This is a genomic window from Sphingosinicella xenopeptidilytica (genome assembly GCF_042676985.1).
Taxonomy (GTDB): domain Bacteria; phylum Pseudomonadota; class Alphaproteobacteria; order Sphingomonadales; family Sphingomonadaceae; genus Sphingosinicella; species Sphingosinicella xenopeptidilytica.
The window spans coordinates 127,004-153,223 of record NZ_JBHTIK010000011.1 but is presented as its reverse complement, the minus strand read 5'-3'; the positions used below and the strand labels follow the sequence as shown (position 1 = coordinate 153,223).

Below are 26,220 nucleotides of genomic sequence, written 5' to 3'. Positions count from 1 at the left end.
TGCAGCGCGCTGATATCGCTGTGGATTTGCACGCCCTGACTGCTAGGATAGGCCATGCGCACCGACCTCGATCATCTGCCGCCAGCCAAGCAGCGCGAGCTTGAGCGCGTCCTTGAGGTGCTGTTCGCAGGGTTCGAGGAAGCCACCGCGCTTGCAACGCAGGCATGGAAGAAGAAGGGCCGCATCCTCAAGATCGTGCTCTACGGCAGCTACGCGCGCGGCGGCTGGGTCGACGAGCCGCACACCGCCAAGGGCTACAAGTCCGACTTCGACCTGCTCGTCGTCGTCAATGACAAGCGCCTCACCGACCGTATCCCGTACTGGGAGAAGGCCGAGGACCAGCTGATGCGCGAGTACGGCATCACCAAGACCCTGAAGACCCCGGTCAACTTCATCGTGCACACGCTGCAGGAGGTGAATGACGGCCTCGCCCACGGCCGCTACTTCTTCATGGACGTCGCGAAGGACGGCATTGCGCTCTACCAGAGCGATGACACGCCGTTTCACACGCCGAAGCCCAAGACGCCCGAACAGGCGCTCGCCATGGCCAGGGAGTACTTCGAGGAGTGGTTTCCTTCAGCGCAAAAGCGCTACGAAGGCGCCAAATTTCATATCGGAAAAGGCTACGCCAAGGACGCCGCGTTCGACCTGCACCAAGCCACCGAACGGCTCTATCATTGCGTCCTTCTCGTCTGCACCTTCTATACGCCCCACGTCCACAATCTGGGCTTCCTGCGCACGCAGGCCGAGCGCCTGGACCGGCGCCTTTTCAATGTGTGGCCACGTGATACGAAGAAGGAACGCGCGCTCTTCGAGAAGCTCAAGGAGGCCTATGTGAAGGCCCGCTACTCGAAGCACTACCGTATTTCTGCCGAAGAGCTGGAGTGGCTCGGCGCCCAGGTCGAGGAGCTCGGCCGCGTCGTCCATGCCGTGTGCAGCGAGCGCATCGCAGAGCTCGAAGTGGCGGCGAAAATCTAAGGTTTTCGTTCAGGCGGCGCTGCGTTCGGCGGTGACCGCGTCGACATCCACCAGATCGGCCTCCACCAGCACGCCCGTCACCCGCACGCGCGCGCCGTGCGGCGGCGCGGATACCCGCCTGAGGTCCAGACGGTAGCGCCCGCCGGCATCGCGGCGTAGCAGCACGTCCTCTCCCTCGGCGAGCAGCGTGCCCGCCTCATCGATCCGTGTTCCAATGCTCATGACGATGCGGATGTAAGGTCGCCCCTCCCCTTTCCGCAATGAAAATTCGCATCGCGCGCCGCAGGTGGCTCGATTTCGCGCGCACGCGTTTTCGAGCCTCCCGGCCTGGTGCCGGCCGCTGCATGGTCGGTGCTGCCAGACGCGGCTTCGATGCTGCCACCGCTAGGAAAACCGCACATGACCACCGACGACGATATCGCGCGCGCCGCGCACGCGCGGCGTGGCTCCCCCTTCCTCAATACCGACCAGGCTGCCGCCTATCTGCGCATCTCGAGCCGGCTTCTGAAGCAGCTGCGGAAAGAAGGAACCGGGCCGACCTTCCGGCACCACAGTCGCTTCATCCAGTATCATATCGACGACCTCGACGCCTGGTCGGAAGGCTCCGGCAAAGGTTCCCGGTCATGACCCGGCACCATTCGAGCAGCGCCGCTGCACCCTTGCGCGCCTGGGGCGAGACGCTCGCCCGTACGCGCCAATCCCGGCTCCGGCGCGCGCGGGAACGCGTCCTGATCGGGCTTGCCGGCGCACTCGCCTGCCTGTTTCTCGGCGCCGGGCCCACACCGAGCCTCGTCTGGAACATCTCGGCAAGCGCCCCGCGCGGCCTCTATCTGCTCGATCCGTCCGCGCGGCTGCAGCGCGGTGACATGGTCGCCGCGCGCTTGCCTCTGCGGTGGCGCGCACTCGCCGCCGAGCGCCGCTATCTCCCCGCGCGCGTCCCGCTCATCAAACGCATCGCCGCACTGTCCGGCGACAGCGTCTGTGCGTTCGGCGCTGTCGTCACCGTCAACGGCCAGGCGCGCGCGCTGCGCCGCGATGCCGACAGCCTCGGCTGCCGGCTGCCCGCATGGGAGGACTGCGTTCACCTTCGCGACGGGCAGGTCTTCCTGCTCATGGAAGGCAATCCCGCCTCGTTCGACGGGCGCTATTTCGGGGTGACGGAGGCCGCCGACGTACTCGGCCGCGCGCGGCTGATATGGCACCGCTGAGAGCCGCTTTCGCCCTCGCGGTCGTGCTTGCCGCGCCCGCTCACGCCGATCCCATCCGCCGCTGGCAGCCCTTCATCGACGAAGCCGCGCTCCGTTCCGGTATCCCCGCCGACTGGATCGCCCGCGTCATGCGCGCCGAAAGCGGCGGCCATGCGACGCGCGGCGGTCTGCCGATCCGTTCGCCCGCCGGCGCCATCGGGCTCATGCAGCTGATGCCCGGCACATGGGCCGACATGACCGCGCGGCACGGTCTCGGAAACGATCCCGACGACCCGCGCGCCAACATCCTCGGCGGCGCGGCCTACCTCCGCATCATGTACGATCGCTTCGGCTTTCCCGCGCTGTTCGCGGCCTATCACGCCGGCCCCGCACGCTACGCCGATCATCTCGCCGGGCGCCCCCTCCCCCCGGAAACCATCGCCTACACCGCTGCCGTGACGCGCGGTCTTACCACGTCCGAGGGGTTGCCCCCGCCTCCGCCGGAGACGCTGTTCATCGTGCGAAGGACGGCGTTTTTACCTCCAGACGCTTTACCTGCGAACGCGCTGTTTGCCGTCCGGCGCAGTCCGCCGCTCGCACCAAGATGAGCGGTGTTCGAAGGCACCGGCCCAGCATGACGCCTGGCGGCACGCCTCTCAAGGCCCGCGGGTGCCCTCCGATTTGCTGCGCAAATCGGCTCCTCCCGCGTCCGCTGCGCGGCGCGGCGCCGGGCGCCGCGGCCCTGACAGCCGCGCCGCCAGGCATCCCCGGGGGCCACGTTTCCGATCCCGGAAACGCAGCACGAAGGAGATCCTCATGCCCACCCGTTCGTACGTTCCGGAGCATCACGACCGTATCGTCTCAACGCTCGTTCGCGGCCTTGCCGGTACCGTCGGAACCGCTGCGGCAACAGTCCTTGCCGCCCGCTTCCTCGAGGCCGAAGAGGCTGATGTGCTCTGGGAGGCGCGCCTCGCCGAACGCTGGATCGGCCGCTACGAGAGCCTCGACGGCGACCCGAAGGCCGATCTCGACCGGCTCGCAATCATCGGAAAACTGGCAAGCGACTGGTTCGTCGCGATCGTCATCGTCGATGGCGAAGGCCATCCCGACGGCCTCATCGGACGGCGACGCTTCAGCGACTTCAGCGAAGCCCGGCGCGCGTTCAACGAAGCGCACTGACGTCTTTTATCTCAGCCGGGGCGCGGTGCCGGATCGGCATCGTGTCCCGGCCCTTTTCATGCCGGAAGAGGGAAAGGAGGGCGGGGGAAGAGGAAAGCAAGAGAAAGGCGGAGTCTCGCGGGATCCTCTGGACCCGCGCCTGCACGTCGATTTCACGCGAGACTGCGGTGCCGGGGCACGAGCCCACCGTCTCCTGCTGCTTTTTCGCTGGATCCTCGCGGGAACGCACGCGTGACCGATGACCCTTTCGAACCGCGGCCGGGGCGCATCGGCAATCGCGGCCGGCGCCCGCGACCCTATGCGCGCAAGGTCCTCGCCGCCGCGAAACTGCACGGGCTCAAATCCGGCGCACGCAATCGCCGCTTCGATGGCAGCCGCATCGGCCGCGGCGCCGGCATCGGCCGGCTGCTCGGCACACGCGCAGCCATGCGGCGCGTCATCGTCAAGACGCATCTCGTCCGGCTTGCGTCCCGCACCCTCGCCGCGGCGCACGCCCACCTCCGCTACATCCAGCGCGACGGCGTCACCCGTGAAGGCCTCCCCGGCACGCTCTATTCGGCGCGCGAGGAGATCGTCGACGGACGCGCGTTCGTCGAGCGCTGCGCAGGCGACCGCCACCAGTTCCGCATCATCGTCTCGCCCGAGGACGGCGACCTCATGCCCGACCTCAAGCCTTTCATCCGCCGCCTGATGACGCAGGTTGAGACGGATCTCGGCACCCGGCTCGACTGGGTCGCGGTCGACCATTTCAACACCGGCCAGCCGCACACGCATCTCCTGCTTCGCGGCGTCGACGATCGCGGCGAGAACCTCGTCATCGCCCGGGATTATGTCGCACACGGCTTTCGCGCCCGCGCCGCCGAACTGCTCACGCTCGACCTCGGCCCCCGCACCGCCATCGAGATCGAGCAGCGTTTGCGCCGCGATATCGGGCAGGACCGGTTCACCGCGATCGACCGCGATCTCATCCGCCGCATGGACGAGGGCCGCCGTCTTGTCGCGGCTGACAGCAATCCGTTCCGCCAATCGCTGATCGCAGGGCGTTTGAAGCATCTCTCGCACCTCGATCTCGCAAACGACCGCGGCGGCGGTATCTGGCAGCTGAGCGCCGCGCTGGAACCAACGCTGCGCCAGATGGGCGAACGCGGCGATATCATCCGCACCCTCCAGCGCGAGATGACGCGCCTCCGGCTCGAGGGGCGCGAACCCGATCCCGTCATCGCCGACCGCGTACACGGTCCCTCGGTTCCAGTCGAGGGGCGACTGCTCGCACGCGGCCTCGCGGACGAGCTTCGTGACCGGCACTACCTGATCGTCGACAGCATCGACGGACGCGTCCACTACATCGAGATCGGCCGCGGCAGCGAAACCGAACCCCTGCCCGATGAGGCCATCGTCCGTGTCGCACGGACCGTGCCGCAGGCCAGACCCGCTGACCGAACCATCACGATGATCGCCGCCGCCAATCAGGGCCGCTATTCCGAAGCCCTGCATATTCTCCACGATCCGTCCGCCGATCCGGCTTACATTGCCGCCCATATCCGGCGCCTCGAAGCGCTGCGCCGTGCCGGCGTCGGCCCCGAACGCCATGCCGACGGAAACTGGACGATCCCCGCAGATTTCGAAAAGCGGACGATCGAACACGCCGCACACACAGCACGCGATCGGCCGGTCACGATCGAGGTGCTGTCCAATGTTCCGCTTGAGCGGTTGCCCTGGGCGGAGGCCTCAACCTGGCTTGACCACACACTTGCCGAGGGTCCGCGCCCGCCCATCCGTGACACCGGATTCGGACATGACGTGTTGGCCGCGTTGCGTGTGCGCGGCCAGTGGCTGATCGACCAGCAGCTCGCCGACGCCGAGGGCGACCGTGTGCGCCTGCGCGTGAGCGCGCTCGCCCGTCTTCAGCGCCGCGAGGTTGAACGCGCCGGCGGCGAACTCGCCGAGGCGCTGGACAAGAGTTTCGTCGGGGCACCCGTCGGCAAGGCCGTCGATGGCCGGCTGACGGGACCCATCGACCTCATGAGCGGCCGCTTCGCGCTCATCGAAACCGAGCGCGAATTCTCGCTCGTTCCTTGGAAACGATCGCTCGAGCATCAGATCGGCAAGGAGATCGGCGGCATCGTCCGCGACGACGGGTTCAGTTGGCGGCGCGGACGGGCACGGGGACTGGAACGGTAAGCTGTGCGCTGCACGATGGCGACATCGTGTCGGCAGCTTGACCGCGACCTGGCACGGTCGATGTCCGCTTTGAAGTCCGTTTCATAAATCACGCACTTCCCGGATTCTCAACGCGTTACGCGCCTTTCCACATAGCCGACACCCGGACAAATGTCCGGTTTGGCACGCTGCACCCCTGAGCCGTGTAGGTCTTGCGCGATACCTTTAACGCTCGCCAACCTCGCGGTCCGAAATGCACCGGAAAGGTAGCCTGCGTCACCGGACAGGCTCTGCGCGAGACCGCTGAAATCCGCGAATGATAGTCCCTGACGCAGCGGAACGGCTCCGCTGCCCGAACGAGGGAATCCATGTCTCCGTCGCGGCTCCTTGTCGGACAGGTCGTTCTTGTCCTTGCCATCATGGTAGTCGGCCTCTGCTGCGCCACGCAGTGGACCGCAGCGGCGCTCGGCCACCAGTCTGCGCTCGGCGCACCTTTCACAACGGTGTCGGGCGTTCCCCTCTACGCGCCGTGGTCGCTCTTCCTCTGGTGGTACCGCTACGAAGCCTATGCCCCGGCCGTGTTCGATACGGCGGGGCTGATCGCCACGAGCGGAAGCCTCGCCGGTCTCTTTGCCGCCGTCGTAGGCTCGCTGCGGCGCGCACGGCACAAGCGCCACGTCACGACCTACGGCTCGGCACGCTGGGCATCACGCCGGCAGATCGCCGCGTGCGGTCTGCTAGCAGGGCGCGGCGTCTTTCTCGGTCGGCTCGGCCGCCGCCACCTGCGGCATGACGGGCCCGAACATGTGCTCGCCTTCGCGCCGACCCGTTCCGGCAAGGGCGTCGGCCTCGTCATCCCCACGCTGCTCTCGTGGACCGGCTCGACGATCGTCCACGACATCAAGGGTGAGAACTGGCTGCTGACCGCAAGCTGGCGGTCCCGCTTCTCGCACAGCATCCTGTTCAACCCCACCGATCTTCGCTCGGCGCGCTACAATCCGCTCCTTGAAATCCGCCGCGGCCAGAACGAGGTCCGCGACACCCAGAACATCGCGGACATTCTCGTCGATCCCGAAGGTACAGCCGAGCGGCGCAATCACTGGGAAAACACCGCCTATGCGCTGCTCGTCGGCGCCATCCTCCACGTCCTCTACGCGGAAGAGGAAAAGACGCTGGCACGCGTCGCCACGATCCTCTCCGATCCCGCGCGGACGTTCGCCGAAACGCTCGCGGTCATGATGAGCGCCAACCATCTCGGCACGCGGGACAAGCCGCAGGTACACCCCGTCGTCGCCTCGGCCGCGCGCGAACTCCTCAACAAATCCGAGAACGAGCGGTCGGGCGTTCTCTCAACCGCGATCAGCCTGCTCAGCCTCTACCGCGATCCGACCGTCGCCGCCGTGACCTCGGCCTGCGACTGGCGCATCGCCGACCTCACCCAGGGCCGCCATCCGGTCTCACTCTACCTTGTCGTACCGCCGTCCGACATCAGCCGCACCCGGCCGCTCATCCGCCTCGTCCTCAACCAGATCGCGCGGCGCCTCACCGAAACGCTCCCCGGCGAAGAGACCGGCGCGCGCCACGCGCTGCTCCTGATGCTCGACGAGTTCCCGGCGCTCGGTCGGCTCGACTTCTTCGAAACCAGTCTCGCATTTCTCGCGGGCTACGGCGTGCGTGCGTACCTCATCGCGCAGAGCCTCAACCAGATCGAGAAGGCCTACGGCGAGCACAATTCCATTCTCGACAATTGCCACCTCCGCATCGCCTTCGCAGCGAACGACGAACGTACGGCGCGGCGGATCTCGGACGCGCTCGGGACCGCAACCGAACAGCGCGCGATGCGCAACTACGCCGGCCACCGGCTCGCGCCCTGGCTCGCCCACGTCATGGTCAGCCGGCAGGAGACCGCGCGGCCCCTGATGACCCCGGGCGAGGTCATGCAGATGCCTGCAGACGACGCACTGATCCTCGTCGCCGGCGCGCCGCCGATCCGTGCGCAGAAACTGCGCTACTACGAGGATCCCGCGCTCAAGGCCCGCCTGCTCCCGCCCCCGGAGCTCGACGAAACACGCTTTCAGGACCTTCCGCCGGCGCGCAACAATGTCTGGGCGAACGCGGCCTGCAGCCCCGTCGAGGTCACGGCCCCTGCGTCCTCACCGCAAGCATCCTCCGGCGACCGCGATCTCGACCGGACGCCGGGAGACGAGGCACCGCGGCGCTCACCCGCGCAGGACCGCACGGACACGCTCAACCTCGGACCGGATGACGACGATCTCGCACAGGACCCCAGGGCGCTGACCCAGACAGGACCGGCCCGGATAACGTTCGCCGCATCCCGCCGCCCGGCGCAGCTGCAGCTGGAGCTCCCCCGATGAGCAAGGTCCGCTACCAGCTGTTCCTCGACGCAGCGCTCAGCACCCGCTTCGAGCAACTCGCAGGCCAGCCCGGCGCCACCAAATCGGGAATCCTCGCCGCCGCGCTCGGCGACTGGCTGGACCGCCGGAGCCGTCTCGCCTTCGAGGACCGCTACGGTCCCCGGCTCGACCGGATGAGCCTCGCCTTGGGGCGCATCGAACGCGATCTCCAGATTCTCATGGAAACCCTCGCGCTTCTCGTCCGCTACGAACTCGCCGTCCATCTGCCGCTCTCGGCCGACGACGATGCGGGCCGTGCGGACGCCCGCGCCCGCTTCGAAAGCTTCGTCGTTCGCGTCGCAAGGGCCGTCGCAAGCGGTCAGCGCACCTTCAGCAGCGGAGACACCGCCCGATGATCGACGATCGCATCGCTGCGCGGCGCCGCGCCATGCTCGCGGCCGCCTTCGGTCCGGAGATCGAGGCGGCTCTGGCCGATCCCGCAGTCACCGACATCCTCCTCAATCCCGACGGCGTGCTGCGCATCGAACGCTCCGGCGAACCGCTTCGCGAGACAAGCCACCGCATCGATGCGGTCCAGGCCGAACGCATCATCCGGCTCGTCGCGGCACACCTCGACGTTGAAGCATCGCCGCACCATCCCATCCTCTCCGCCGATCTGCCGGTCCATGCGGACGGGCGCGCGGGCGAACGCTTCGAAGCTGTGCTTCCCCCTGTCGCAACCGCGCCCTGCTTCGCGATCCGGGTTCCCGCCGTGCGGGACCTGAAGCTCACAGACTACGCCGAGGCCGGCATCATGACGCCGGACGCCGCGCGCCTCCTCAGCCTCGCCGTCGTCGAACGCCGCAACATCCTGATCGCCGGCGGCACCGGCTCGGGCAAGACCACGCTCGCCAACGCGCTGCTTGCCGAAATGGCGGCGAGCCACGAACGTGTCATTCTCATCGAAGACACGCGCGAGCTCCAGTCGCCCGTGCGCGATACGGTGGCGCTCCGCACCCGGACCGGTGCCGTCAGCATGGCCGATCTCGTGCGCTCGGCATTACGGCTTCGTCCCGACCGGATCATCGTCGGCGAAGTCCGCGGGGGCGAAGCGCTCGATCTCCTCAAGGCGTGGAACACCGGCCACCCGGGCGGGCTTGCCACCGTCCACGCGAACGGCAGCCGCGCCGCGCTCTACCGGCTCGAGCAGCTCGTCCAGGAATGCATCGCCGCGGTGCCCCGCAGGCTGATCGCGGATGCCGTCGACATCATCGCATTTGTCAGCGGCCGCGGCCCTGCGCGCCGCCTCACCTCGCTCGCGCGCGTCCAGGGCCTCACGGCAAGCGGCGACTATGCACTCGAAGAACTGCTCTCACCCCCTTGCAACGGAGACCTCAAATGAAGCCGACCCTGATACCCACCCTGCACGGCGCGGCCGCGAGCCTCGGCGCCATGCTCGTTTCTACCGCCGCGCATGCCGCAGGCTCGGGCATGCCTTGGGAGGAACCTCTCGAGCAGGTGCTCGAATCGATCCAGGGGCCCGTCGCCAAGATCGTCGCGGTGATCATCATCATCGCCACTGGCCTCACGCTCGCGTTCGGCGATACCGGCGGCGGCTTCCGGCGCCTCATCCAGATCGTCTTCGGCCTGTCGATCGCATTCGCGGCCTCGTCGTTCTTCCTCTCCTTCTTCAGCTTCGGCGGCGGAGCGCTCATCCCGTGATCGCCGCCGGCCGACATATCGAGGGGTTCGAGGTGCCGCTCCACGGCGCGCTTTCCCAGCCCCTGCTCCTCGCCGGCGCGCCGCGCGGTCTCGCCATCGTCAGCGGCACGCTTGCCGCCGCCGTCGGGCTCGGCCTCCAGCAATGGATCGCGGGCCTGGGTCTCTGGGCGACCGCTCACAGCCTGCTCTGCATCGCCGCGCGTCGCGATCCCGATTTCGCGCCGATCCTGCTCCGCCACCTCCGTCAGAAGGCATGGCTTTCATGCTGAACCTCCGCGAATACCGCCGCACTGCCGACCGACTTGCCGACCACCTCCCCTGGGCAGCCCTCGTCGGCGACGGCGCGGTGCTGAACAAGGACGGCAGCTTCCAGCGCACGATCGCGTTTCGCGGACCGGACCTCGAGTCCTCGACCGAAGCCGAACTCGTCAGCGCCTGCGCGCGCGTCAACAATGTCCTCCGGCGGTTCGGGAGCGGCTGGGCCCTGTTCATCGAAGCGCAGCGCCGGACCGTGCAAACCTATCCCGAGAGCCGCTTTCCGGACGCGGCCTCGTGGCTCGTCGACGCGGAGCGGCGCGCAAGTTTCCTCGCCGAAGATGCCCAGTTCGAAAGCCGATATTTTCTGACATTCTGCTGGATGCCCCCCGCGGACGCTGCCGACGGCGCAGGACGCCGGCTCCTCAGCCGGCCTGACCCGCAGTCCGCGCGCGACTGGCGCACGGCGCTCGCATCCTTCGTCACTGCAACCGATCGCGCGTCCGATCTCCTCGCCGCGTTCATGCCGATGGCAAGGCCGCTCGGCGCGGCCGAAACGCTGACCTATCTTCACGGTACGGTCTCGGAGCGTCACCACGGCGTCGCCGTCCCCGACACGCCGATGTACCTCGATGCGCTGCTCTGTGACACGCCGCTCCTTGGCGGCCTTGAGCCAAGGCTCGGCAGCAGCGCTCTCCGCCTGCTCACCGTGACCGGCTTTCCCAACGTGAGCCACCCCGCGATTCTCGACGCGCTGAACACGCTCGACTTTCCCTACCGGTGGTCGACGCGGTTCATTCCGCTCGACACCGTCGATGCCGTGAAGATGCTAACGCGCCTCAGGCGGCAATGGTTCAACAAGCGCAAGTCGCTCACGGCGCTGCTTCGCGAGGTGCTCTACAGCACGCCCGCGCAGCTCCTCGACAGCGATGCCGGCAACAAGGCGGACGAGGTCGATGCCGCCCTGCAGGTCGCGGGCGGCAACCACGCAGGCTTCGGCTATTTCACCACGACGTTCGCGATTCTCGCGCCCGATGCCGCGATCGCCGCCGAGCGGCTGCGCCGCGCCGAACGCACCTTTCACGATCTCGGCTTCACCGTCGTCCGCGAGACGGTCAATGCCGTCGAGGCGTGGCTCGGAACCCTGCCCGGCCATGTCTACGCGAACGTCCGCCAGCCGCTCGTCCACACCCTCAACCTCGCGCACCTGATGCCGCTATCCGCCGCATGGGCGGGCCCGGAACGCAATGCGCATCTCGACGGTCCGCCGCTTCTTATCGCGCGAACGGAAGGCACGACCCCCTTCCGGCTTTCGAACCATGTCGGCGACGTCGGCCACATGATCGTGGTGGGCCCGACCGGCGCCGGAAAGTCCGTGCTGCTCGCCCTGATGGCGCTGCAGTTCCGCCGCTATCCGGGTGCCCAGGCGTTCATGTTCGACAAGGGCCTGTCCGCGCGCGCCGCCGTTCTGGCCTGCGGCGGCAGCCATCATGCCCTTGGCCTCGCGAGCGACGGCACCGACCCGCCGTCACTTCAGCCGCTTCGGCATGTCGACAGGCCCGACGAACGAAGCTGGGCCGCCGACTGGATTCACGCCCTGCTTCTCCAGGAGAACCTCGCGCTGACCCCCGAGGTCAAGGATGCCGTATGGTCGGCGCTCGGCAGCCTCGCCTCGGCGCCCGTGCAGCAACGCACCCTGTCAGGGCTTGCCCTGCTGCTTGCCGTTCCAGCGCTCCGCACGGCGCTGACCCCGTACACGCTCGCCGGCGCGTGGGGCAGCCTGCTCGATGCCGACACCGACACGTTCGAGATCGCCGACGTACACGGCTTCGAGACCGAAGCCCTGATGCGCGAGCCGGGCGCCGCCGGCGCCGTTCTCACCTATCTCTTCCACCGTCTCGAAAGCCGCTTCGACGGCAGGCCCACCCTCCTCGTCCTCGATGAGGCCTGGCTCTTCCTCGACCATCCGCTGTTCAGCCAGCGCATCCGCGAATGGCTGAAGGTGCTGCGCAAGCGTAATGTCGCGGTCGTCTTCGCAACGCAAAGCCTCGCCGACATCATCGCAAGCCCGGTCGCCCCCGCCGTGCTCGAAAGCTGCCCGCAGCGCATCTTTCTGCCGAACGATCGCGCCGCCGAACCGCAATCCCGCGAGGCCTATGCCCGGCTCGGGCTCAATGCACGCCAGATCGACCTCATCGCGCAGGCCGTGCCCAAGCGGCACTATTACCTCCAGTCCGCGCGCGGCAACCGCCTGTTCGAGTTGGGCCTCGGGCCTATCGCCATCGTGCTCTGCGGCGCTTCAGGCGCGAGAACGCAGGCGAAGATCGATGCGCTGCTCGCGGAGGGCGGAACCGCGGATTTCGCTGCCCGCTTCCTCGCGTCCTGCGGCCTCGCCTGGGCCGCCGAACTTGCCGCCGATTTTCCGAAACCCATGAAGGAGTAAGCCATGCCCATCCTCAAAACCCGGCATCATCTGCTGGCATTCGCGATCGGGATGAGCGCCGTCACGCTTCCGCCCGCGTTCATGCTGTTTTCGAAACCGGCGATGGCCATCCCCGTGTTCGACAGCACCAACTACGCGCAGAACCTGCTGATCGCGGCGCGCACGCTGCAGCAGGTGAACAACCAGATCCAGTCGCTGCAGAACGAGGCGAAGATGCTCGTCGGCCTCGCCCGCAATCTTTCGTCGTTCGACTTTCCCGAACTCGCTGCACTCAAATCGCGCCTCGACGCGATCGACCGCCTGATGTCCGAAGCACGCGCGATCAGCTACCGCATCGAAGAGGCCGAGGCCGCCATGCGGACGCTGTTTCCCGAGGATCTGCCCGACGGCGGCATCGGCGATCGCCTGCGCCGCGCCGAAGCCCGCATGACGGCAAGCCGCGAGGCATTCCGCGACACGGTCCGGCTTCAGGCCGAGATTGTCGCATCGGTCCGCGAGGATGCCCGCACGCTCGGCGAGATCGCCGCGCGCAGCGACGCGGCCGAAGGCAGCCTTCAGGCCGCGCAGGCAACCAACCAGCTGCTGATCCTCGCCGCGAAGCAGGCATTGCAGATGCAGCAGATGACCGCCGCGCAGTACCGAAGCGACTCGCTCGAACGCGCACGCGACGATCAGGCCGCAGCCGAAGCTCGCGCTGCGACGCAGCGCTTCCTCGGCGACGGCAAGGCCTACACGCCGCGCTGAAAGATTTTCGCTTGGGCAGGCAGCAGGGTCCACCCCCCAACGGCCCGACGTCTGCCCCGCTGCGGCGCTTCCCGTTCTCCAGCATCGCGCGGGAAGCGCCGCGGCAAATCGCCAGGCTCTGCCAGAGGCTATGATGGACGATCTCAATGTCATCGACCGGTTCCTGGAAACCTTCATCCTCTACATCGATAGCGGATTCGGGTTCCTCGGCGGTGACGTCGCATTCCTGACGCGCGTCCTCATCGGCATCGACATCACGCTCGCCGGATTGTTCTGGGCGCTCGGGGGTGAGAACGATGTGATCGCGAAGCTTCTGCGCAAGATCCTTTACGTCGGCACGTTCGCCTTCATCCTCGGCAATTTCGATACGCTCGCCGGCATCATCTTCGAATCCTTCGCCGGACTTGGCGTCACCGCCGGCGGCGGTTCGATCAGCGCGGCGGACCTCCTCCGCCCCGGCCGCCTCGCCGGCACCGGCTTCGAGGCCGCGGCGCCACTCCTGGATCAGGTCAGCGATCTCCTCGGCTTTGCCAGCTTCTTCGATAACTTCCTGCAAATCGCCGTGCTCATGCTGGCCTGGGCAATCGTGCTCGCGGCCTTCTTCATCCTCGCCGTCCAGATGTTCGTCACCATCCTCGAATTCAAGCTGACCGCGCTCGCCGGGTTCGTGCTCGTGCCCTTCGCACTCTGGAACCGTACGGCGTTCCTTGCCGAGCGCGTTCTCGGAAACGTCGTCGCATCCGGAATCAAGGTGATGGTCCTCGGCACGATCGTCGGCATCGGCACGGGCATCTTCGCTGAGTTTACCTCGGCGTTCGCGGGACGCGAACCGACGATCGAGGATGCCATGAGCCTCGTGCTTGCAAGCCTTGCACTCTTCGGGCTCGGTATCTTCGGACCCGGCATCGCCGCCGGTCTCGTATCGGGCGGCCCGCAGCTGGGCGCCGGCGCCGCGATCGGCACGGTCGCAGGCGCGGCAGGCGGCGCTGTCCTCGCCGGCGGCGCGCTCGCCGGCACGGCGTATGCGGCCGCAGCCGGAACGCTCGGTGCCGTCCGCGCGGGAACGTCGATCGGTGCGGCCGCCCATACCGCCTATGCTCTCGGCCGCGAAACCGCCGAGAAGCCCACGATCGGCGCCGGGCTCAAAACCGTGGCCGGCGCGGCCGCAAATGCGCTCGGGCACCGCGCGGCGAACGCCGCCGGACTCGGCGCCGCCGTCTCCGAAGGCCGCCTCGCCGCTTGGCACGCCCTGACCGGCGGCGGAAAAACGTCCGCAAGTGTGAGTGCCGAGCCCGCACCGCGCTGGGCGAAGGCGCTGCGCGCCGAGCAGACGCAGCGCCATCGGCGGCACATTGCCGTCCAGGCACTTCACGACGGCGACCGCGCCGGCGGCAGCCTCGTGCCCGACATCAGGGAAAGGGACGATTGAATGACCGTCTTCAGACATCATGATCTTTAGGCGCGCCCAGCAGCGCTACGGACGCACACCCGAACCGGAATCCCCGTTCCAGCGGGCGGGGCAGGTCTGGGACGACCGTATCGGTTCAGCCCGCGTGCAGGCGGCGAACTGGCGTCTCATGGCGTTCGCCAGCCTCGGCCTCGCCGCCGCGCTCGGCGGTGGGCTCCTCTGGCAGTCGGCGCAGAGCCGCGTCGTGCCCTACATCGTCGAGATCGACAGGCACGGCATGCCGCAAGCCGTGGGGCCGGCGGAAACGGCCCGGCCGACCGACGCCCAAGTCGGATGGGCGCTTGCACGGTTCATCACCAACGTCCGCGCGAAATCGCTCGACCCGGTGCTCATGCGCCGGTCGTGGCTCGAAGCCTACGGATTCGCGACCGGTCAGGCGACGACGTTCCTCCACGCGCATGCCCGATCAGCAAATCCGTTCGCCGATCTCGGCGTCCGCACCATCGCCGTCGATGTGTCGAGCGTGGTCCGCGCGTCCGACCGCGCATTCCAGATCAAGTGGCGCGAACGCACCTACACAAACGGCATCGAAGACGGCTCCGAGCGATGGACCGCGATCCTGTCGATCACCGAGCGCCCGCCCCCCGATATCGAAACGCTGCGGCGCAATCCATTCGGCATCTACGTCGATGGTATCGACTGGAGCCGCGAATACGACGCGAGCGAAGCAGCGCAGACGCGCATGCCGACCGCCGCCGTGCTCGATCCCGACCCCGAACCTCCTGCCGAAAGCGATCGCCCATGAACCACCTCCTGCCCGCCGCGCTTCTTGTTGGCGCCGCCCTCCCCGCCGTGGCCGGCCCCTCCGCGAACACCGAGACGCCCGTGTTCGTGAACGCCATTGAGGTGCATCCCTGGGCCGAGGGGCGCGTCTACAGGGTCCGGACGAGCCCCGGCACGATCACCGACATCGCGCTTGAGCCCGGCGAGGCCCTCATCGCCGTTGCAAGCGGCGACACGGCCCGGTGGATCATCGGCGACACCGAAAGCGGCTCGGAAGGCACGCGGCGAACGCATATTCTCGTGAAGCCCGTGTCGGCGGGCCTCACCACCAATCTCGTCGTCACGACAGACCGGCGGGTCTACCATCTCCAGCTTACGAGCGGTGCGGCTGCCGCGGTCGCGCTGTCGTGGACCTATCCGCCAGGCGCCCTCATTTCGGTGAAGGGGAAACCCGGGACAGAGCGGCCGCAAGCCGCCGAGACGGTGCGTCCGGCGTTCGACGTCGGGACCTTGTGCTTCGGCTACACGATTTCCGGAGACGCCCCGCCATGGCGCCCGGTGCGGGCATTCGATGACGGCCAGCGCACCTATGTGGAATTCCCTGACACGATCGCGACGCGTGAAGCGCCGCCGTTCTTCATCACCGGACCGGACCAGGCACCCGCACTCGTCAACTACCGGATGCGCGGCCGCTTCTACATCATCGACAGGCTGTTCGATCAGGCCGAGCTGCGGCTCGGCCAGAAGAAGCAGATGATCGTCCGCATCACCTGGACGCGCGGTGACCGCGCGCAGGTCTGCAAATGACGGCGCCGATACAGCCCTCCGTCCCCGGCAAGCAGGATCCGGAAACATTCGTTCTCCGTGCAAAGCCGGAGCCGGTCGTCCGCTTCCGCAAGCGCCTCATCGTCGGGCTCACCGGCATGGTTCTCGCGCTTCTCGCCGGTGTCAGCTGGTTCGCGCTTTCTCCGGGCGAGCGCGGCCTGCCGGCTGACGAAACAGCAAAACCGGCACCCCGCCTCCCGGGATTGCCCGACGCCGTATCCGGTCTGCCCGAGCGATACGACGAGATCCCGAAACTCGGCCCAGCGCTGCCCGGCGATCTCGGACGTCCGATCCTCAAACGTCAGCGCGAGATCGCGGAAGAAGACGCCTCCGCAGCGGCAGGGATCATCAAACCGGACGCGGCAGGCGATGCGCGAACGCGGGCGGCAAACGCGCCCATCCTGGTTCGCCTGTCGGGAACGCGATCCCAAACCGATGGGGATGACGTCGCACCGTCAAGACCACAGCCTCCAACAGACACCGGTGGTACGCGTCAAGCGCCCTCCCCCTATCTCCTGTCAGCTGGCAGCGTCATCGCCGCGAGCCTCATCACCGGCCTCAACTCAGACCTTCCCGGGCTTGTCACCGCGCAGGTCACCGAGAATGCCTTCGACAGTCCGACAGGACGCATTCTTCTCGTTCCGCAGGGCGCACGGCTGCTCGGACGCTACGAAAGCAATATCGCGTTTGGTCAGGCACGCGCACTCGTGGTCTGGCAGCGGCTCATCTTTCCCGATGGTCGCGCATTGGCGCTTCCAGAATCCCCCGCGACCGACGCCGGCGGCTATGCTGGCATCAGTGACCGTGTCGATCGACACAGTGGCGAAGTTCTGAAAGCCGTAGCCATGTCCACACTTCTCGGCATCGGATCGGAGCTCACCATTTCAGGGAACAACGAGGTCGCCGATGCCCTGCGCTCCGCGGTCCAGTCGAGCAGCAATCGAGCCGGTGATCAGATCGTCTCACGCGGTCTTGGGATACGTCCGACCATCATCGTCAGGCCGGGTACGCCTATCAGACTGCTCGTTCATCAGGATCTCGTCATCGAACCTTCGCCTGCAAGGAGCCGTTAGGATGAGTGCGCTGCGTCTACCCCGCCTGCCGGATCGCAGTCCGGTCAAGATCACCATCACGCTGGCACCCGATCTCCATAGGCATCTCTCCACCTACGCCGACCTCTACCGCGAGCATTACGGAGACACCGAATCCATCACCGAGCTGATCCCGTTCATGCTTCGGCTGTTCCTCGAAACCGACAAGGCCTTCGTGCGCACACGAACGAGGACACCATCATGAGCGGTGCCCCGCGCGCAGATCGATTTCTGCGGCTTCCAGAAGTCCTCAGACGAAGCGGGCTTACGCGATCAACGCTTTACCGCAAGATCGATGAGGGAACATTTCCGCGACAGGTTACGCTTGGCCTGCGCTGCATCGGATGGCGCGAATCCGACCTCAACCAATGGGCCGAATGCCCGTCCTCATACCGCTACCAGGAGATGTCTGATCCGGGTTAGTGCCGGCGAAGATCGCCACGTATCGAGATGGTCAGGCCAGTGCGGCACCATACACACGCGTTCTTACAGTGGCCTGAACTCTGATTTTGCACGTGGATATACGGCCACGGCAGCGCCATCGGAGCTGATCACAGGTTATGAAAGCACTATCGATGCTCGGGCAGCATCGCTGCCGCCACTCCGAAGCTATCGATAGGGCGAGGCCAAGAGCCCTTTAAAGGCAATATTGATGTAAATCAAATCACAAATCCATATCTGGTGCACTGGATTAAATGGAACACCAAATATTGTATGGGAATGACAATGCAGGTGGCGGACGTAGTGGATCAGATGTCAGGATTGATCGCGGCTTCCGAGGCATTGCCACCGAATTTTACTCCGGCTGTGCCGCTGGCAGGCCGGCGAAACATCGATTGTTCGGATGCCGTCGGCGAATACATCTCCGGCGCCGACTGGCGGATCAAGGCGAATGCCAATGTAGGCTATTCCCACGCCGGTCTGATCAGCAACGTTGCAGGTAAGGTAATCGCCAACTTTTGGCTCGATACGATCTACGCGCCGGAGGAGGGTTTGGCCCATCGGCAGGGAGATCTACATATCCACGATCTCGACTGCCTGACCGGCTATTGCGCGGGCTGGTCACTGCGCGGGCTGCTCAATGACGGTTTCAACGGCGTGGCCGGCCGGGTGTCCTCTCGCCCCCCGCGTCATTTCCGTGAAGCGCTGGGTCAGATGAGCAACTTTCTTGGCATCCTCCAATCCGAGTGGGCAGGAGCACAGGCCTTTTCCAGTTTTGACACCTACCTTGCGCCCTATGTGTTTCTCGACTCTCTCGGTTTTCCGGAGATCAAGAAGGCCATTCGCCAGTTTGTCTACAATCTCAATGTGCCCGCGCGCTGGGGGCAATCCCCCTTCACCAATATCACGCTCGACATCACCGTACCCGAGGACCTGCGCATTCTTTACCCGACTTATCGCGACCGGCACCTGTTCGCAGGACTGAACGATGAGGCTCTGCTTGCGCGCGCACGGGCACGCGACATGGGCATTCGCTGCCTCGAAGACATGAGATTTTCGCATTTCGCACCGGAAATGGAACAGATCAACATCGCTTATTATGAGGTGATGACCGAAGGGGATTCCACCGGTCAGCCCTTCACCTTCCCCATTCCTACAGTCAACATCACAGAGGATTTCAACTGGGAGAGCGGGGTAGCCACGGTCATTTTTGACAATGCGGCCAAGGTCGGTTCCTCCTATTTCCAGAATTTCATCGGTAGCCAGTATGTGCGGGATCCCGAGACTGGCGAACGCCGCCCCAATCCGGAAGCCTATACCCCCGGCGCGGTGCGCTCGATGTGTTGTCGCCTGCAACTCGATCTGCGTGAATTGCTTAAGCGCGGGAACGGCCTGTTCGGCTCGGCGGAGATGACCGGCTCGCTCGGCGTTGTCACCATCAACATGGCAGCTTTGGGCTATCGCTTCAAAGGTGATCTGACAGGTTTGATGACCGAGCTCAACCGGCTGATGGATATCGCCAGTTCGACGCTCGAAAAGAAGCGCGCATTCGTACAGAAAATGTACGATCGTGGCCTCTATCCCTATACGGCGCGCTACCTGCCGTTCCTGCGCAACCATTTCTCCACCATCGGGGTCAATGGCATGAACGAGATGGTGCGCAATTTTACGGGCGACGATCATGACCTGACCGAACGGCAGGGCATCGAACTGGCGCTCGGCATCCTGGATCATATGCGTGCCCGGCTGATCAGCTATCAGGAGCGCACCGGTAATCTCTATAATCTCGAGGCAACGCCGGCCGAAGGAACCACCTATCGTTTCGCCAAGGAGGACAGGAAGCGCTTTCCCGATATCCTGCAAGCGGGCAGCGGCGAGAATATTTACTACACGAACAGCTCGCAGATCCCGGTCGATCACACCGAAGATCCGTTCGAAGCGCTGGACCTGCAGAATGATCTGCAATGCAAATATACCGGCGGCACGGTGCTGCATCTCTACATGAGCGAGAAGTTGTCGAGCGCTGCTGCAGCGCGCAGCTTTCTGAAGACAGTGCTGACCAACTATCGCTTGCCCTATGTCACGCTGACGCCGGTGTTCTCGGTCTGTAATACGCATGGCTATCTGGCAGGCGAGCAGCCGGAATGCCCACAATGCGGCACGCAGACCAAGGTGTGGACGCGAGTGATGGGCTATTTCCGCCCCGTCGACAGTTTTAATAAAGGCAAGGTTGGCGAACATCGCCAACGCCGCCATTTTACCGAAGATGCGGCGATGGTAGCCAACCTGTTCGCTCCCACGCGCTGAAATGTCGGGGCGCGAGCCAAAAAGGGACAGCGCTGTCAGGCGAGCGGGGCGCCCCCGCCCGTTCCACGCCATCACCCCTTTCACCATGCAGGATTTTCCGAACGGCACCGCCTGCATCCTGTGGGTGGCGGGATGCAACATGCGCTGCGGTTATTGTCACAATCCGCAGATCGTGCTGGGTAAAGGAGTTTTGTCGGAAGCGGATGTTATGAATTTTCTGTACCGTCGCATAGGGCTTCTGGATGGGGTCGTGCTTTCGGGTGGGGAGGCGACAGCGTGGCCCGGTCTCATCGCCTTCGCGGCGCGGGTGAAAGCAATGGGTTTTGCCGTGAAGCTCGACACCAATGGGTTGCGGCCCGATGTGGTCGCCCGGCTGCTCGCTGCCCGTCTCGTCGATCGCATCGCGCTCGATTACAAGGCGCCACCGGAAAAGTTTCGGGCGGTGACCAGCACCTGCGCCTATCGAAAATTTTCCGCAACACTCGACCTGCTGTGCACGCAACAGGCCGTGCCGTTCGAAGTGCGCACCACGGTGCATCACGCGCTTCTCGAAGAGCAAGATGTGCTCGACATAGCGGGTGATCTGGCCGCCCGCGGTTACCGTGGCAATTACACCGTGCAGCGGGCGATTGCAGGCCCCGATCGGCCTACGCTCGGTAACCTGGCGCACGCCGCACGGCCATTCGATATGGTGCGTCTTGCCGCATCAAGTCCGATGGCGATGTCGTTTCGCTGATCCCTGGTATGAAGTAGAAGGAAGCAGTTCGATGCTGAATTCCGTTCTGATCTGTGGGGCCGGTCCCGCCGGGCTGGCACTGGCGAACGATCTTGCGCTGGCAGGCATCGATGTTGTCCTGATCGAGAAAAGCGAGGAAAGATCGCTTGCCGAGCCCGTTTTCGACGGCCGCGAGATCGCCCTGACACACAAATCGACGGCAATCTTGCGCCGTCTCGGTGCATGGGAGAGATTGGCCGCCGATGCCGTGCATCCGCTGACCCGAGCCAAGGTCTACAACGGGCATTCACCGCTCGCGCTGGCGTTCACGCCGGATGCGAACAAAGGTGGCCAACTTGGTTCGATGGTATCGAACTGCGACATCCGCAGGGCGCTTTTCGACTGCGCCGCCGCGCGTTCGAACATAAAATTGATGGCGGGCGTCAGCGTTGATCATGTGATCTCGACGCCAACGGAAGGCCGGATCACGCTTGGCAACGGGCAGACCCTGTCGGGCCCGTTGGTGGTCGCCGCAGACTCGCGCTTTTCCACGCTCCGCAGCCAGCTGGGAATTGCGGCGCGGATGCATCGTTTGAGAAAATCGATGCTGGTCGGACGCGTTAGATTGGACAAAGATCACTGCGGGATTGCCACCGAATGGTTCGACCATGGGCAGACGTTGGCATTATTACCGCTTGCTCCCGGCGTTGCTTCCGCGGTCGTTACATTGCCCGATGGGCAGGCGGCAGCATTGGCCGACATGGATCGACGCGCGCTCGGCACGGAGCTTACGCGGCGCTTTCATCGGCGTTTTGGGGCCATGGAAATGCTGACGCCGCTGCACCGCTATCCACTGACAACCAGCTATGCCGGGCGGTTCGCTGTCGCGCGTGCGGCGCTGGTTGGCGATGCGGCAGTGGGGATGCATCCGGTTACGGCGCATGGATTCAATCTTGGGCTATCGGGCACCGCACGCCTGGCGGGACTCCTCCGTCGGGCGGGCGATCTGGGTGAGGCGTCTCTCCTAAAGCGCTATGAAATCGGACATCGTGTCGCGACCTGGCCGCTCTATGCTGCAACCAATGCCATTGTCGGGCTTTACACCGATGAGCGAATGACGGGCCGCATCGCGCGGCACATGGGCATCAGAGCGGCACACGTTACTCCGGCACGGCGCATGATCTCCCGGCTGCTGATGCAAGCGGCTTGAATGAGAGTGCACGGTCGTGATTGGCCTGCCGTATCCTGAGCTGAGGCCCGTATATCCTAAAATGACAGGGCGCTGACCAGAGCACCGCAGCCAAGCGCCGGTTGGCCCGCCGGACAGCGGATCAACCAGTCGGCGACAGCAAGCGCGCCTTGCGCTCCGCTGTCCTGGTTGCCGAGCGCAGTGAGCCCTGCGTCATCCCAATGCGCTCGGACAAAGGATTCGCGAGAGCCCGCCGCGCCGAGTGCAGTAGCAAGCGGCAGGGTGCGCCAGCGCAGCTCATCGTCGACTCTCCGACCTTGTAATCGGGCCAGTAACGGCAACAGAAACAGCCGCGCGGTGACCATGGCCGAGGTGGGATTGCCCGGCAAGCCGAGCACCCATTTTCCTCGTGCACGGCCCAGCCATACGGGTTTTCCGGGCTTGATCGCGACTTTGGCAAACAGCAGCTCCAGCCCGTGCGCAGCGAACATCGGCTTCGCAAAATCGCGCGCTCCCACTGAAGCGCCGCCGGTAACGATCACAAGGTCCGCCATATCGAGCGCTGCCGCCGCCAATGCCTCCAGGGCCGGGAGCTGGTCTATGCCGGTTGCGCGGTAGACCAAGGCTGCACCAGCCTGTTGTACCATGGCGGCAGCGCCGAAGGTTACGCTTTCCGGAATGGCGTCCTCGCGTTGATAGGCTTCACCCGGCGCGGCGAGTTCATCCCCCGTACCGATGATCGCGACGCGCGGACGCGCAGCAACGAGAATGTCCGCCACGTCCGCTGCGGCTGCCACGACCATTGCGCGCGGAGTCAGCCTCGTCCCGGCATCGAGCAGCAAGGCGCCGGCAGAAAAATCGCTGCCCGAGGCCCGCACATGCCAGGCAGGGCCATATCCGCGGTTGAAGCACACCACATCGGCTTCGCGCGTCGCATACTCCTGCATGATGCAGCGGTCAGACCCTTCCGGCATCGGAGCGCCAGTGAAGATGCGCACTGCTTCGCCGGGTGCGACCGGTCCGGCAAAGCCTGCCCCGGCACAGCTTTCCCCGACCACCCGCAGCGCTTCTCCAGCCTGCGTCCCTGCATCGACCACTGCATAGCCATCCATCGCGGCGACCGCCCGGCGCGGAACATCGCTGCGGGCGTGTAGCGGTTCGGCAAGGACGCGCCCCGCAGCCTCAGCCAGCGGCACCGTTTCGGTTTCCAGCGGACCGGCTGCGCTCGCGATAAGCGCGATTGCCGCTTCGAATCCGATCATGTCGTCGCCATCATGGGGTGGCCCGCTCATACGCATAGACCCCGCAGACGCGGCACTTGCCCGGCAATCGAGCAGGGGCGATAGCGGCTGTCGAATTCAAAGCCCAGCACCAGATCCCACGCATCGCGGCAGGCGCCGGTCGACCCCGGCAGGCAGAAGACAAACGTCTCTTCCGCCTGCCCCGCAAAGGCGCGCGATTGCAGGGTCGAGATGCCGATTGTACCTATGCTTGCCTGGTGGAACACCACGCTGAACCCGTCCATTGTTCGCCGCAGCAGCGGCATCACGGCTTCCGGCGTCACGTCGCGCGGTGTAAATCCGGTGCCGCCCGTGCTGACGATGATGTCCACACCGGGGTCGGCAATCCACGCACGCATCTGTGCACGGATCGGTTCGACATCGTCTGTAACAATTGCTCGTGCAGCGAACATATGCCCCGCTCCGGTCAACCGCCCAGCCAACAGCGCACCAGACGTATCGGTATCCAGATTGCGCGTATCAGACACGGTCAGCACTGCGATGTTTAGGGGGTGGAAGGTCAACCTCTCGTCAATTCCCGACATGAGCCAGTCCTGTTTGCTCACCCGATCGGCAATATCTCCCGGTCCGCTGTGATGTGTTCGATCTGATGATCGCTGTCACGCTAACCTCCGATCGAAGCGAGATGTGGGGTCGCGCCGCTGTCGCCCCTACTCAGACGGTGTGCGGGTGCCTTGGTAGCGGTGAGCGTCACGATCTGCGCGACCAGCGCATTCTCGTCATCCCCCTGCAGCAGCGGACGCAGGTCGATGCCGCCGTCGCCGAACAGGCAGAGATGCAACTTGCCTTCGGAGGATAGTCGCAGCCGATTGCAGCTCGCGCAGAAATCCCGCGAATACGGCGCAATGATGCCGATGCGCCCCTTGGCCGCCGGGTGCGCATATTCGACCGCCGGCCCGGCGCCGGGGAGGCGCGGCAGCCGCTGCCAGCCCGCCGCCTTGAGCTGATCGGCCACGGCCGCCCCAGCAAGATGGTGCTTCCCGAAAAAGGCGACATTGTCGTTGGTCCTCATCACCTCGATGAAACGGAGCGACAGATCGTGCGCGGCCACGAAATCAATCATGGCTGCCAGTTCATCGTCATTGACACCGCGCATTAGCACGGCGTTGAGTTTGACGTTGTCGAACCCGGCCGCCCGCGCCGCCGATACTCCGCGCAAGACCTCTGCCAGCCGATCGTGCCCGGTGATCGCCGCGAAACGCGCCGGGTCGAGCGAGTCGACGCTGATATTGATCGTGCTGATCCCGGCGTCCCGCCACGCACGTGCGCGCTCCGCAAGGTGATAGCCGTTGGTCGTCATCGCCAAGTGGCGAATTCCCGGCACCGCTGCGATGGCGCGCGCGACCTGTGTGAAATCGCTGCGTAGCGTCGGCTCACCCCCGGTCAACCGCACTTTCCACAAACCAAGCCGCGCAAAGGCCCGCACCGCGCGGATCATTTCAGCGATCGACAGTGGGTGTGGCCTTCCGTGCACCTTGCGGTAGCCTTCTGGCAGGCAATAGGTGCAGCGGAAATTGCACACATCGGTCAGCGACAGGCGCAGATATTCGAAGCGGCGTCCGATGGCATCGGTCAGGCCCCGGTTCTCGTCCATTCCCACGAAGATCTGATCCGGAGTGCGCGCGATGGTCACTGGACCAGGGGTCCTTCGGCGATGGGCAGAGTCACACCTTCGACAGGCATTTCACTCGCCAGGATGGCGAGATATTGCGCCGTCGCGCGGCGCGCACTCGCTTCTTCCAGATAGTCGCGGATGGTGGGTTCCACGACCTCGAACGGCAGAGGTTGCCCATCGATCCGGCGACCCGTACGCACGACATGGACACCATAGGGAGAGCGTACAGGCTCAACGCAGAGCTCGCCCTCGCCAAGCGCAAACAACGCAGCCTCAAACGCTGCAACGGTCTGGCCGCGCCCGATCTGTCCGAGGTTGCCGCCCTGCGCTTTTGAAGGACAGGCTGAATGTTCGCGTGCCAAATCCGCAAACCGCGATGGATCGGCTTGGATCTTGCGGATCAGCATCCGCACGTCGCCGACCGCAAGACTGTAGGCGAGCCGGTCTGACGGGTCCGCCGTGATCAGGATGTGCTCTGCCTCGATCAGCGTTTCGCTGGCAAAGCGGGTACGGTGCCGTTCGTAAAAGCGTCGTGCCTCTTCGGTCGTGGCGCTGGGCACTTTGACTGCCGAAGTCAGCAGGGCGTCGATGCGGGCATCTTCCTCGATCAGCAACCGTCCTTCGGCATCGCGACTTTCCTGCGCGACGATGCCTTGCCGATCCGCCTCGGTCAGCAGCAGCTGACGAATCACCAAGGCTTCGGCAGCGGCCTGCCAGGCGGCATCAGCGTCGGGGGCGGGATGATTCTGTACTTCGGCGGCAATCGCTCCGGCCGGAATCTCTACACCGCCGACCCTTACGGCCGCGCGCTCGGCGAGTTCAACCATGGCTGAGATTCCGCCGCGAACGGACGATCTGGTAACCACCCCGCCATAGGTAACGCACTGGTGCCGATAGCATGTGGACCAGACGCGTGAACGGGAAGATCAGTAAAATGGTGAGGCCGAGGAACAGGTGTAGTTTGAAGATGATGTGGACGTCCGCGATAGAGCTGGCGGCGTCGCTGCGGAAGGTGAAGATACCTTGGGCCCAGCTCATGAACTTGACCATTTCATGCCCATCGAGATGCCCGGCCGATAGCGGAATGGTTGCGAGCCCCAGCGCCAGCTGCACCCACAGGATCAGGATAATCATATTGTCGCTGACATTGGACGCCGCACGTACACGGGGATCGAAGAAACGGCGATGGATGAGCAGGGTGGCGCCGATGATTGCCATCACACCTGCAATACCACCTGCGATGATGGCCAGAAGCTGTTTTGCACCATGACTGATACCCAGTGCATCGAACAGCGCAATCGGGGTCAACAAGCCGACAAGATGACCGAAAAAGACGAACAGAACCCCGATGTGAAAGAGTACTGATCCCCAGATCAACTGCTTGCGCCGCAACAGCTGGCTGGAGCCGGAGCGCCAGCTGTAAGGCTCGCGGTCGAAGCGGATGATCGACCCAATGGCGAGCACCCCAAGCGCGATGTAGGGATAGATGCCGAACAGCAGATGATGGACGAAAGCTTCCATGG

28 protein-coding genes are annotated in these 26,220 nt (G+C 65.2%); 22 read left to right on the top strand and 6 right to left on the bottom strand.

Going from position 1 to position 26,220, the window contains the following annotated elements:
* Positions 1–54: 54 nt before the first annotated feature.
* Positions 55–978 (top strand): HEPN domain-containing protein, encoded by a 924-nt coding sequence (locus ACFQ00_RS15175; RefSeq protein WP_381492569.1) that lies wholly within the window; start codon positions 55–57, stop codon positions 976–978.
* Between the two features lie 9 nt (positions 979–987).
* Here ACFQ00_RS15175 and ACFQ00_RS15170 read toward each other — a convergent pair whose 3' ends face one another.
* Positions 988–1,200 carry a DUF5818 domain-containing protein gene (locus ACFQ00_RS15170; protein ID WP_381492566.1) on the bottom strand — a complete coding sequence of 71 codons (213 nt, stop codon included), beginning with the start codon at positions 1,198–1,200 and terminating at the stop codon, positions 988–990.
* Positions 1,201–1,377: 177 nt separating this feature from the next.
* On the opposite strand from ACFQ00_RS15170, the gene ACFQ00_RS15165 reads away from it, so the two are divergent.
* From ACFQ00_RS15165 to ubiM, 21 genes are all read left to right on the top strand, one after another.
* Positions 1,378–1,605 carry a helix-turn-helix domain-containing protein gene (locus tag ACFQ00_RS15165; RefSeq protein WP_381492564.1) on the top strand — a complete coding sequence of 76 codons (228 nt, stop codon included), beginning with the start codon at positions 1,378–1,380 and terminating at the stop codon, positions 1,603–1,605.
* Positions 1,602–2,186, top strand: a complete 585-nt coding sequence (locus tag ACFQ00_RS15160; RefSeq protein WP_381492561.1) for a S26 family signal peptidase — start codon at positions 1,602–1,604, stop codon at positions 2,184–2,186. The genes ACFQ00_RS15165 and ACFQ00_RS15160 overlap by 4 nt, the downstream gene beginning before the upstream one ends.
* Positions 2,174–2,773: a lytic transglycosylase domain-containing protein gene (locus ACFQ00_RS15155; protein ID WP_381492559.1), complete on the top strand. Its 600-nt coding sequence runs from the start codon at positions 2,174–2,176 to the stop codon at positions 2,771–2,773. The genes ACFQ00_RS15160 and ACFQ00_RS15155 overlap by 13 nt, the downstream gene beginning before the upstream one ends.
* Before the next feature lie 208 nt (positions 2,774–2,981).
* The gene (locus ACFQ00_RS15150; RefSeq protein WP_381492780.1) at positions 2,982–3,344 is read left to right on the top strand and encodes a hypothetical protein; all 363 of its coding nucleotides are present in this window, start codon (positions 2,982–2,984) and stop codon (positions 3,342–3,344) included.
* A gap of 231 nt (positions 3,345–3,575) precedes the next feature.
* The gene (gene rlxS, locus ACFQ00_RS15145; protein WP_381492554.1) at positions 3,576–5,525 is read left to right on the top strand and encodes a relaxase/mobilization nuclease RlxS; all 1,950 of its coding nucleotides are present in this window, start codon (positions 3,576–3,578) and stop codon (positions 5,523–5,525) included.
* Between the two features lie 347 nt (positions 5,526–5,872).
* A complete protein-coding gene (traG, locus tag ACFQ00_RS15140; RefSeq protein WP_381492552.1) occupies positions 5,873–7,879 on the top strand; it encodes an IncP-type conjugal transfer protein TraG in 2,007 nt (668 codons plus the stop codon).
* Entirely contained in the window at positions 7,876–8,274 is a 399-nt protein-coding gene (locus ACFQ00_RS15135) for a CopG family transcriptional regulator (protein WP_374597860.1), read from the top strand. The genes traG and ACFQ00_RS15135 overlap by 4 nt, the downstream gene beginning before the upstream one ends.
* Positions 8,271–9,260, top strand: a complete 990-nt coding sequence (gene trbB, locus ACFQ00_RS15130; protein ID WP_381492549.1) for a P-type conjugative transfer ATPase TrbB — start codon at positions 8,271–8,273, stop codon at positions 9,258–9,260. The genes ACFQ00_RS15135 and trbB overlap by 4 nt, the downstream gene beginning before the upstream one ends.
* Positions 9,257–9,580, top strand: coding sequence for a TrbC/VirB2 family protein (locus ACFQ00_RS15125; protein WP_381492546.1), 324 nt, complete (start codon positions 9,257–9,259; stop codon positions 9,578–9,580). The genes trbB and ACFQ00_RS15125 overlap by 4 nt, the downstream gene beginning before the upstream one ends.
* A complete protein-coding gene (locus ACFQ00_RS15120; RefSeq protein WP_381492543.1) occupies positions 9,577–9,849 on the top strand; it encodes a VirB3 family type IV secretion system protein in 273 nt (90 codons plus the stop codon). Before ACFQ00_RS15125 ends, ACFQ00_RS15120 begins: the two co-directional genes overlap by 4 nt.
* On the top strand, positions 9,843–12,278 hold the full coding sequence (gene trbE / locus ACFQ00_RS15115) for a conjugal transfer protein TrbE (protein WP_381492541.1): 2,436 nt from the start codon (positions 9,843–9,845) through the stop codon (positions 12,276–12,278). Before ACFQ00_RS15120 ends, trbE begins: the two co-directional genes overlap by 7 nt.
* 3 nt (positions 12,279–12,281) lie before the next feature.
* Positions 12,282–13,022, top strand: coding sequence for a P-type conjugative transfer protein TrbJ (gene trbJ, locus ACFQ00_RS15110; protein WP_381492539.1), 741 nt, complete (start codon positions 12,282–12,284; stop codon positions 13,020–13,022).
* A gap of 133 nt (positions 13,023–13,155) precedes the next feature.
* Positions 13,156–14,451, top strand: coding sequence for a P-type conjugative transfer protein TrbL (gene trbL / locus ACFQ00_RS15105; RefSeq protein WP_381492778.1), 1,296 nt, complete (start codon positions 13,156–13,158; stop codon positions 14,449–14,451).
* A gap of 19 nt (positions 14,452–14,470) precedes the next feature.
* Positions 14,471–15,235, top strand: coding sequence for a conjugal transfer protein TrbF (gene trbF, locus ACFQ00_RS15100; RefSeq protein WP_381492534.1), 765 nt, complete (start codon positions 14,471–14,473; stop codon positions 15,233–15,235).
* On the top strand, positions 15,232–16,020 hold the full coding sequence (trbG, locus tag ACFQ00_RS15095) for a P-type conjugative transfer protein TrbG (protein ID WP_381492530.1): 789 nt from the start codon (positions 15,232–15,234) through the stop codon (positions 16,018–16,020). The genes trbF and trbG overlap by 4 nt, the downstream gene beginning before the upstream one ends.
* Positions 16,017–17,111, top strand: coding sequence for a TrbI/VirB10 family protein (locus tag ACFQ00_RS15090; protein WP_381492527.1), 1,095 nt, complete (start codon positions 16,017–16,019; stop codon positions 17,109–17,111). The genes trbG and ACFQ00_RS15090 overlap by 4 nt, the downstream gene beginning before the upstream one ends.
* A gap of 1 nt (position 17,112) precedes the next feature.
* A complete protein-coding gene (locus ACFQ00_RS15085; protein ID WP_374597839.1) occupies positions 17,113–17,334 on the top strand; it encodes a DUF2274 domain-containing protein in 222 nt (73 codons plus the stop codon).
* A complete protein-coding gene (locus tag ACFQ00_RS15080) occupies positions 17,331–17,552 on the top strand; it encodes a helix-turn-helix transcriptional regulator (RefSeq protein WP_374597837.1) in 222 nt (73 codons plus the stop codon). Before ACFQ00_RS15085 ends, ACFQ00_RS15080 begins: the two co-directional genes overlap by 4 nt.
* A 303-nt stretch (positions 17,553–17,855) precedes the next feature.
* Positions 17,856–19,877 carry a ribonucleoside triphosphate reductase gene (locus ACFQ00_RS15075; protein WP_374597835.1) on the top strand — a complete coding sequence of 674 codons (2,022 nt, stop codon included), beginning with the start codon at positions 17,856–17,858 and terminating at the stop codon, positions 19,875–19,877.
* Between the two features lies 1 nt (position 19,878).
* Positions 19,879–20,613: an anaerobic ribonucleoside-triphosphate reductase activating protein gene (locus ACFQ00_RS15070; protein ID WP_374597833.1), complete on the top strand. Its 735-nt coding sequence runs from the start codon at positions 19,879–19,881 to the stop codon at positions 20,611–20,613.
* 31 nt (positions 20,614–20,644) lie between these two features.
* Positions 20,645–21,802: a 5-demethoxyubiquinol-8 5-hydroxylase UbiM gene (gene ubiM / locus ACFQ00_RS15065; protein WP_381492521.1), complete on the top strand. Its 1,158-nt coding sequence runs from the start codon at positions 20,645–20,647 to the stop codon at positions 21,800–21,802.
* A 56-nt stretch (positions 21,803–21,858) separates the two neighbouring features.
* Here ubiM and ACFQ00_RS15060 read toward each other — a convergent pair whose 3' ends face one another.
* The 5 genes from ACFQ00_RS15060 to narI form a co-directional block, all read right to left on the bottom strand.
* On the bottom strand, positions 21,859–23,043 hold the full coding sequence (locus ACFQ00_RS15060) for a molybdopterin molybdotransferase MoeA (RefSeq protein ID WP_381492518.1): 1,185 nt from the start codon (positions 23,041–23,043) through the stop codon (positions 21,859–21,861).
* 26 nt (positions 23,044–23,069) lie between these two features.
* Positions 23,070–23,606: a molybdenum cofactor biosynthesis protein B gene (moaB, locus tag ACFQ00_RS15055; RefSeq protein WP_381492775.1), complete on the bottom strand. Its 537-nt coding sequence runs from the start codon at positions 23,604–23,606 to the stop codon at positions 23,070–23,072.
* A gap of 80 nt (positions 23,607–23,686) precedes the next feature.
* Positions 23,687–24,715: a GTP 3',8-cyclase MoaA gene (gene moaA / locus ACFQ00_RS15050; RefSeq protein ID WP_374597827.1), complete on the bottom strand. Its 1,029-nt coding sequence runs from the start codon at positions 24,713–24,715 to the stop codon at positions 23,687–23,689.
* Complete coding sequence (locus ACFQ00_RS15045; protein WP_374597825.1) at positions 24,712–25,524, bottom strand: peptidylprolyl isomerase; 813 nt, start codon at positions 25,522–25,524, stop codon at positions 24,712–24,714. Before ACFQ00_RS15045 ends, moaA begins: the two co-directional genes overlap by 4 nt.
* On the bottom strand, positions 25,517–26,218 hold the full coding sequence (narI, locus tag ACFQ00_RS15040) for a respiratory nitrate reductase subunit gamma (protein ID WP_374597823.1): 702 nt from the start codon (positions 26,216–26,218) through the stop codon (positions 25,517–25,519). The genes ACFQ00_RS15045 and narI overlap by 8 nt, the downstream gene beginning before the upstream one ends.
* Positions 26,219–26,220: the final 2 nt, after the last annotated feature.

Coding starts and splice junctions, on each gene's coding strand:
- trbF (WP_381492534.1), top strand. CDS start 14,471: ATGATCTTTAGGCGCGCCCAGCAGCGCTACGGACGCACACCCGAACCG.
- trbG (WP_381492530.1), top strand. CDS start 15,232: ATGAACCACCTCCTGCCCGCCGCGCTTCTTGTTGGCGCCGCCCTCCCC.
- ACFQ00_RS15170 (WP_381492566.1), bottom strand. CDS start 1,200: ATGAGCATTGGAACACGGATCGATGAGGCGGGCACGCTGCTCGCCGAG.
- trbJ (WP_381492539.1), top strand. CDS start 12,282: ATGCCCATCCTCAAAACCCGGCATCATCTGCTGGCATTCGCGATCGGG.
- ACFQ00_RS15150 (WP_381492780.1), top strand. CDS start 2,982: ATGCCCACCCGTTCGTACGTTCCGGAGCATCACGACCGTATCGTCTCA.
- ACFQ00_RS15135 (WP_374597860.1), top strand. CDS start 7,876: ATGAGCAAGGTCCGCTACCAGCTGTTCCTCGACGCAGCGCTCAGCACC.
- ACFQ00_RS15175 (WP_381492569.1), top strand. CDS start 55: ATGCGCACCGACCTCGATCATCTGCCGCCAGCCAAGCAGCGCGAGCTT.
- ACFQ00_RS15045 (WP_374597825.1), bottom strand. CDS start 25,524: ATGGTTGAACTCGCCGAGCGCGCGGCCGTAAGGGTCGGCGGTGTAGAG.
- ACFQ00_RS15125 (WP_381492546.1), top strand. CDS start 9,257: ATGAAGCCGACCCTGATACCCACCCTGCACGGCGCGGCCGCGAGCCTC.
- ACFQ00_RS15155 (WP_381492559.1), top strand. CDS start 2,174: ATGGCACCGCTGAGAGCCGCTTTCGCCCTCGCGGTCGTGCTTGCCGCG.
- trbL (WP_381492778.1), top strand. CDS start 13,156: ATGGACGATCTCAATGTCATCGACCGGTTCCTGGAAACCTTCATCCTC.
- trbE (WP_381492541.1), top strand. CDS start 9,843: ATGCTGAACCTCCGCGAATACCGCCGCACTGCCGACCGACTTGCCGAC.
- moaB (WP_381492775.1), bottom strand. CDS start 23,606: ATGTCGGGAATTGACGAGAGGTTGACCTTCCACCCCCTAAACATCGCA.
- ACFQ00_RS15160 (WP_381492561.1), top strand. CDS start 1,602: ATGACCCGGCACCATTCGAGCAGCGCCGCTGCACCCTTGCGCGCCTGG.
- ubiM (WP_381492521.1), top strand. CDS start 20,645: ATGCTGAATTCCGTTCTGATCTGTGGGGCCGGTCCCGCCGGGCTGGCA.
- narI (WP_374597823.1), bottom strand. CDS start 26,218: ATGGAAGCTTTCGTCCATCATCTGCTGTTCGGCATCTATCCCTACATC.
- ACFQ00_RS15070 (WP_374597833.1), top strand. CDS start 19,879: ATGTCGGGGCGCGAGCCAAAAAGGGACAGCGCTGTCAGGCGAGCGGGG.
- ACFQ00_RS15080 (WP_374597837.1), top strand. CDS start 17,331: ATGAGCGGTGCCCCGCGCGCAGATCGATTTCTGCGGCTTCCAGAAGTC.
- ACFQ00_RS15165 (WP_381492564.1), top strand. CDS start 1,378: ATGACCACCGACGACGATATCGCGCGCGCCGCGCACGCGCGGCGTGGC.
- ACFQ00_RS15075 (WP_374597835.1), top strand. CDS start 17,856: ATGCAGGTGGCGGACGTAGTGGATCAGATGTCAGGATTGATCGCGGCT.
- ACFQ00_RS15090 (WP_381492527.1), top strand. CDS start 16,017: ATGACGGCGCCGATACAGCCCTCCGTCCCCGGCAAGCAGGATCCGGAA.
- traG (WP_381492552.1), top strand. CDS start 5,873: ATGTCTCCGTCGCGGCTCCTTGTCGGACAGGTCGTTCTTGTCCTTGCC.
- ACFQ00_RS15060 (WP_381492518.1), bottom strand. CDS start 23,043: ATGATCGGATTCGAAGCGGCAATCGCGCTTATCGCGAGCGCAGCCGGT.
- trbB (WP_381492549.1), top strand. CDS start 8,271: ATGATCGACGATCGCATCGCTGCGCGGCGCCGCGCCATGCTCGCGGCC.
- ACFQ00_RS15085 (WP_374597839.1), top strand. CDS start 17,113: ATGAGTGCGCTGCGTCTACCCCGCCTGCCGGATCGCAGTCCGGTCAAG.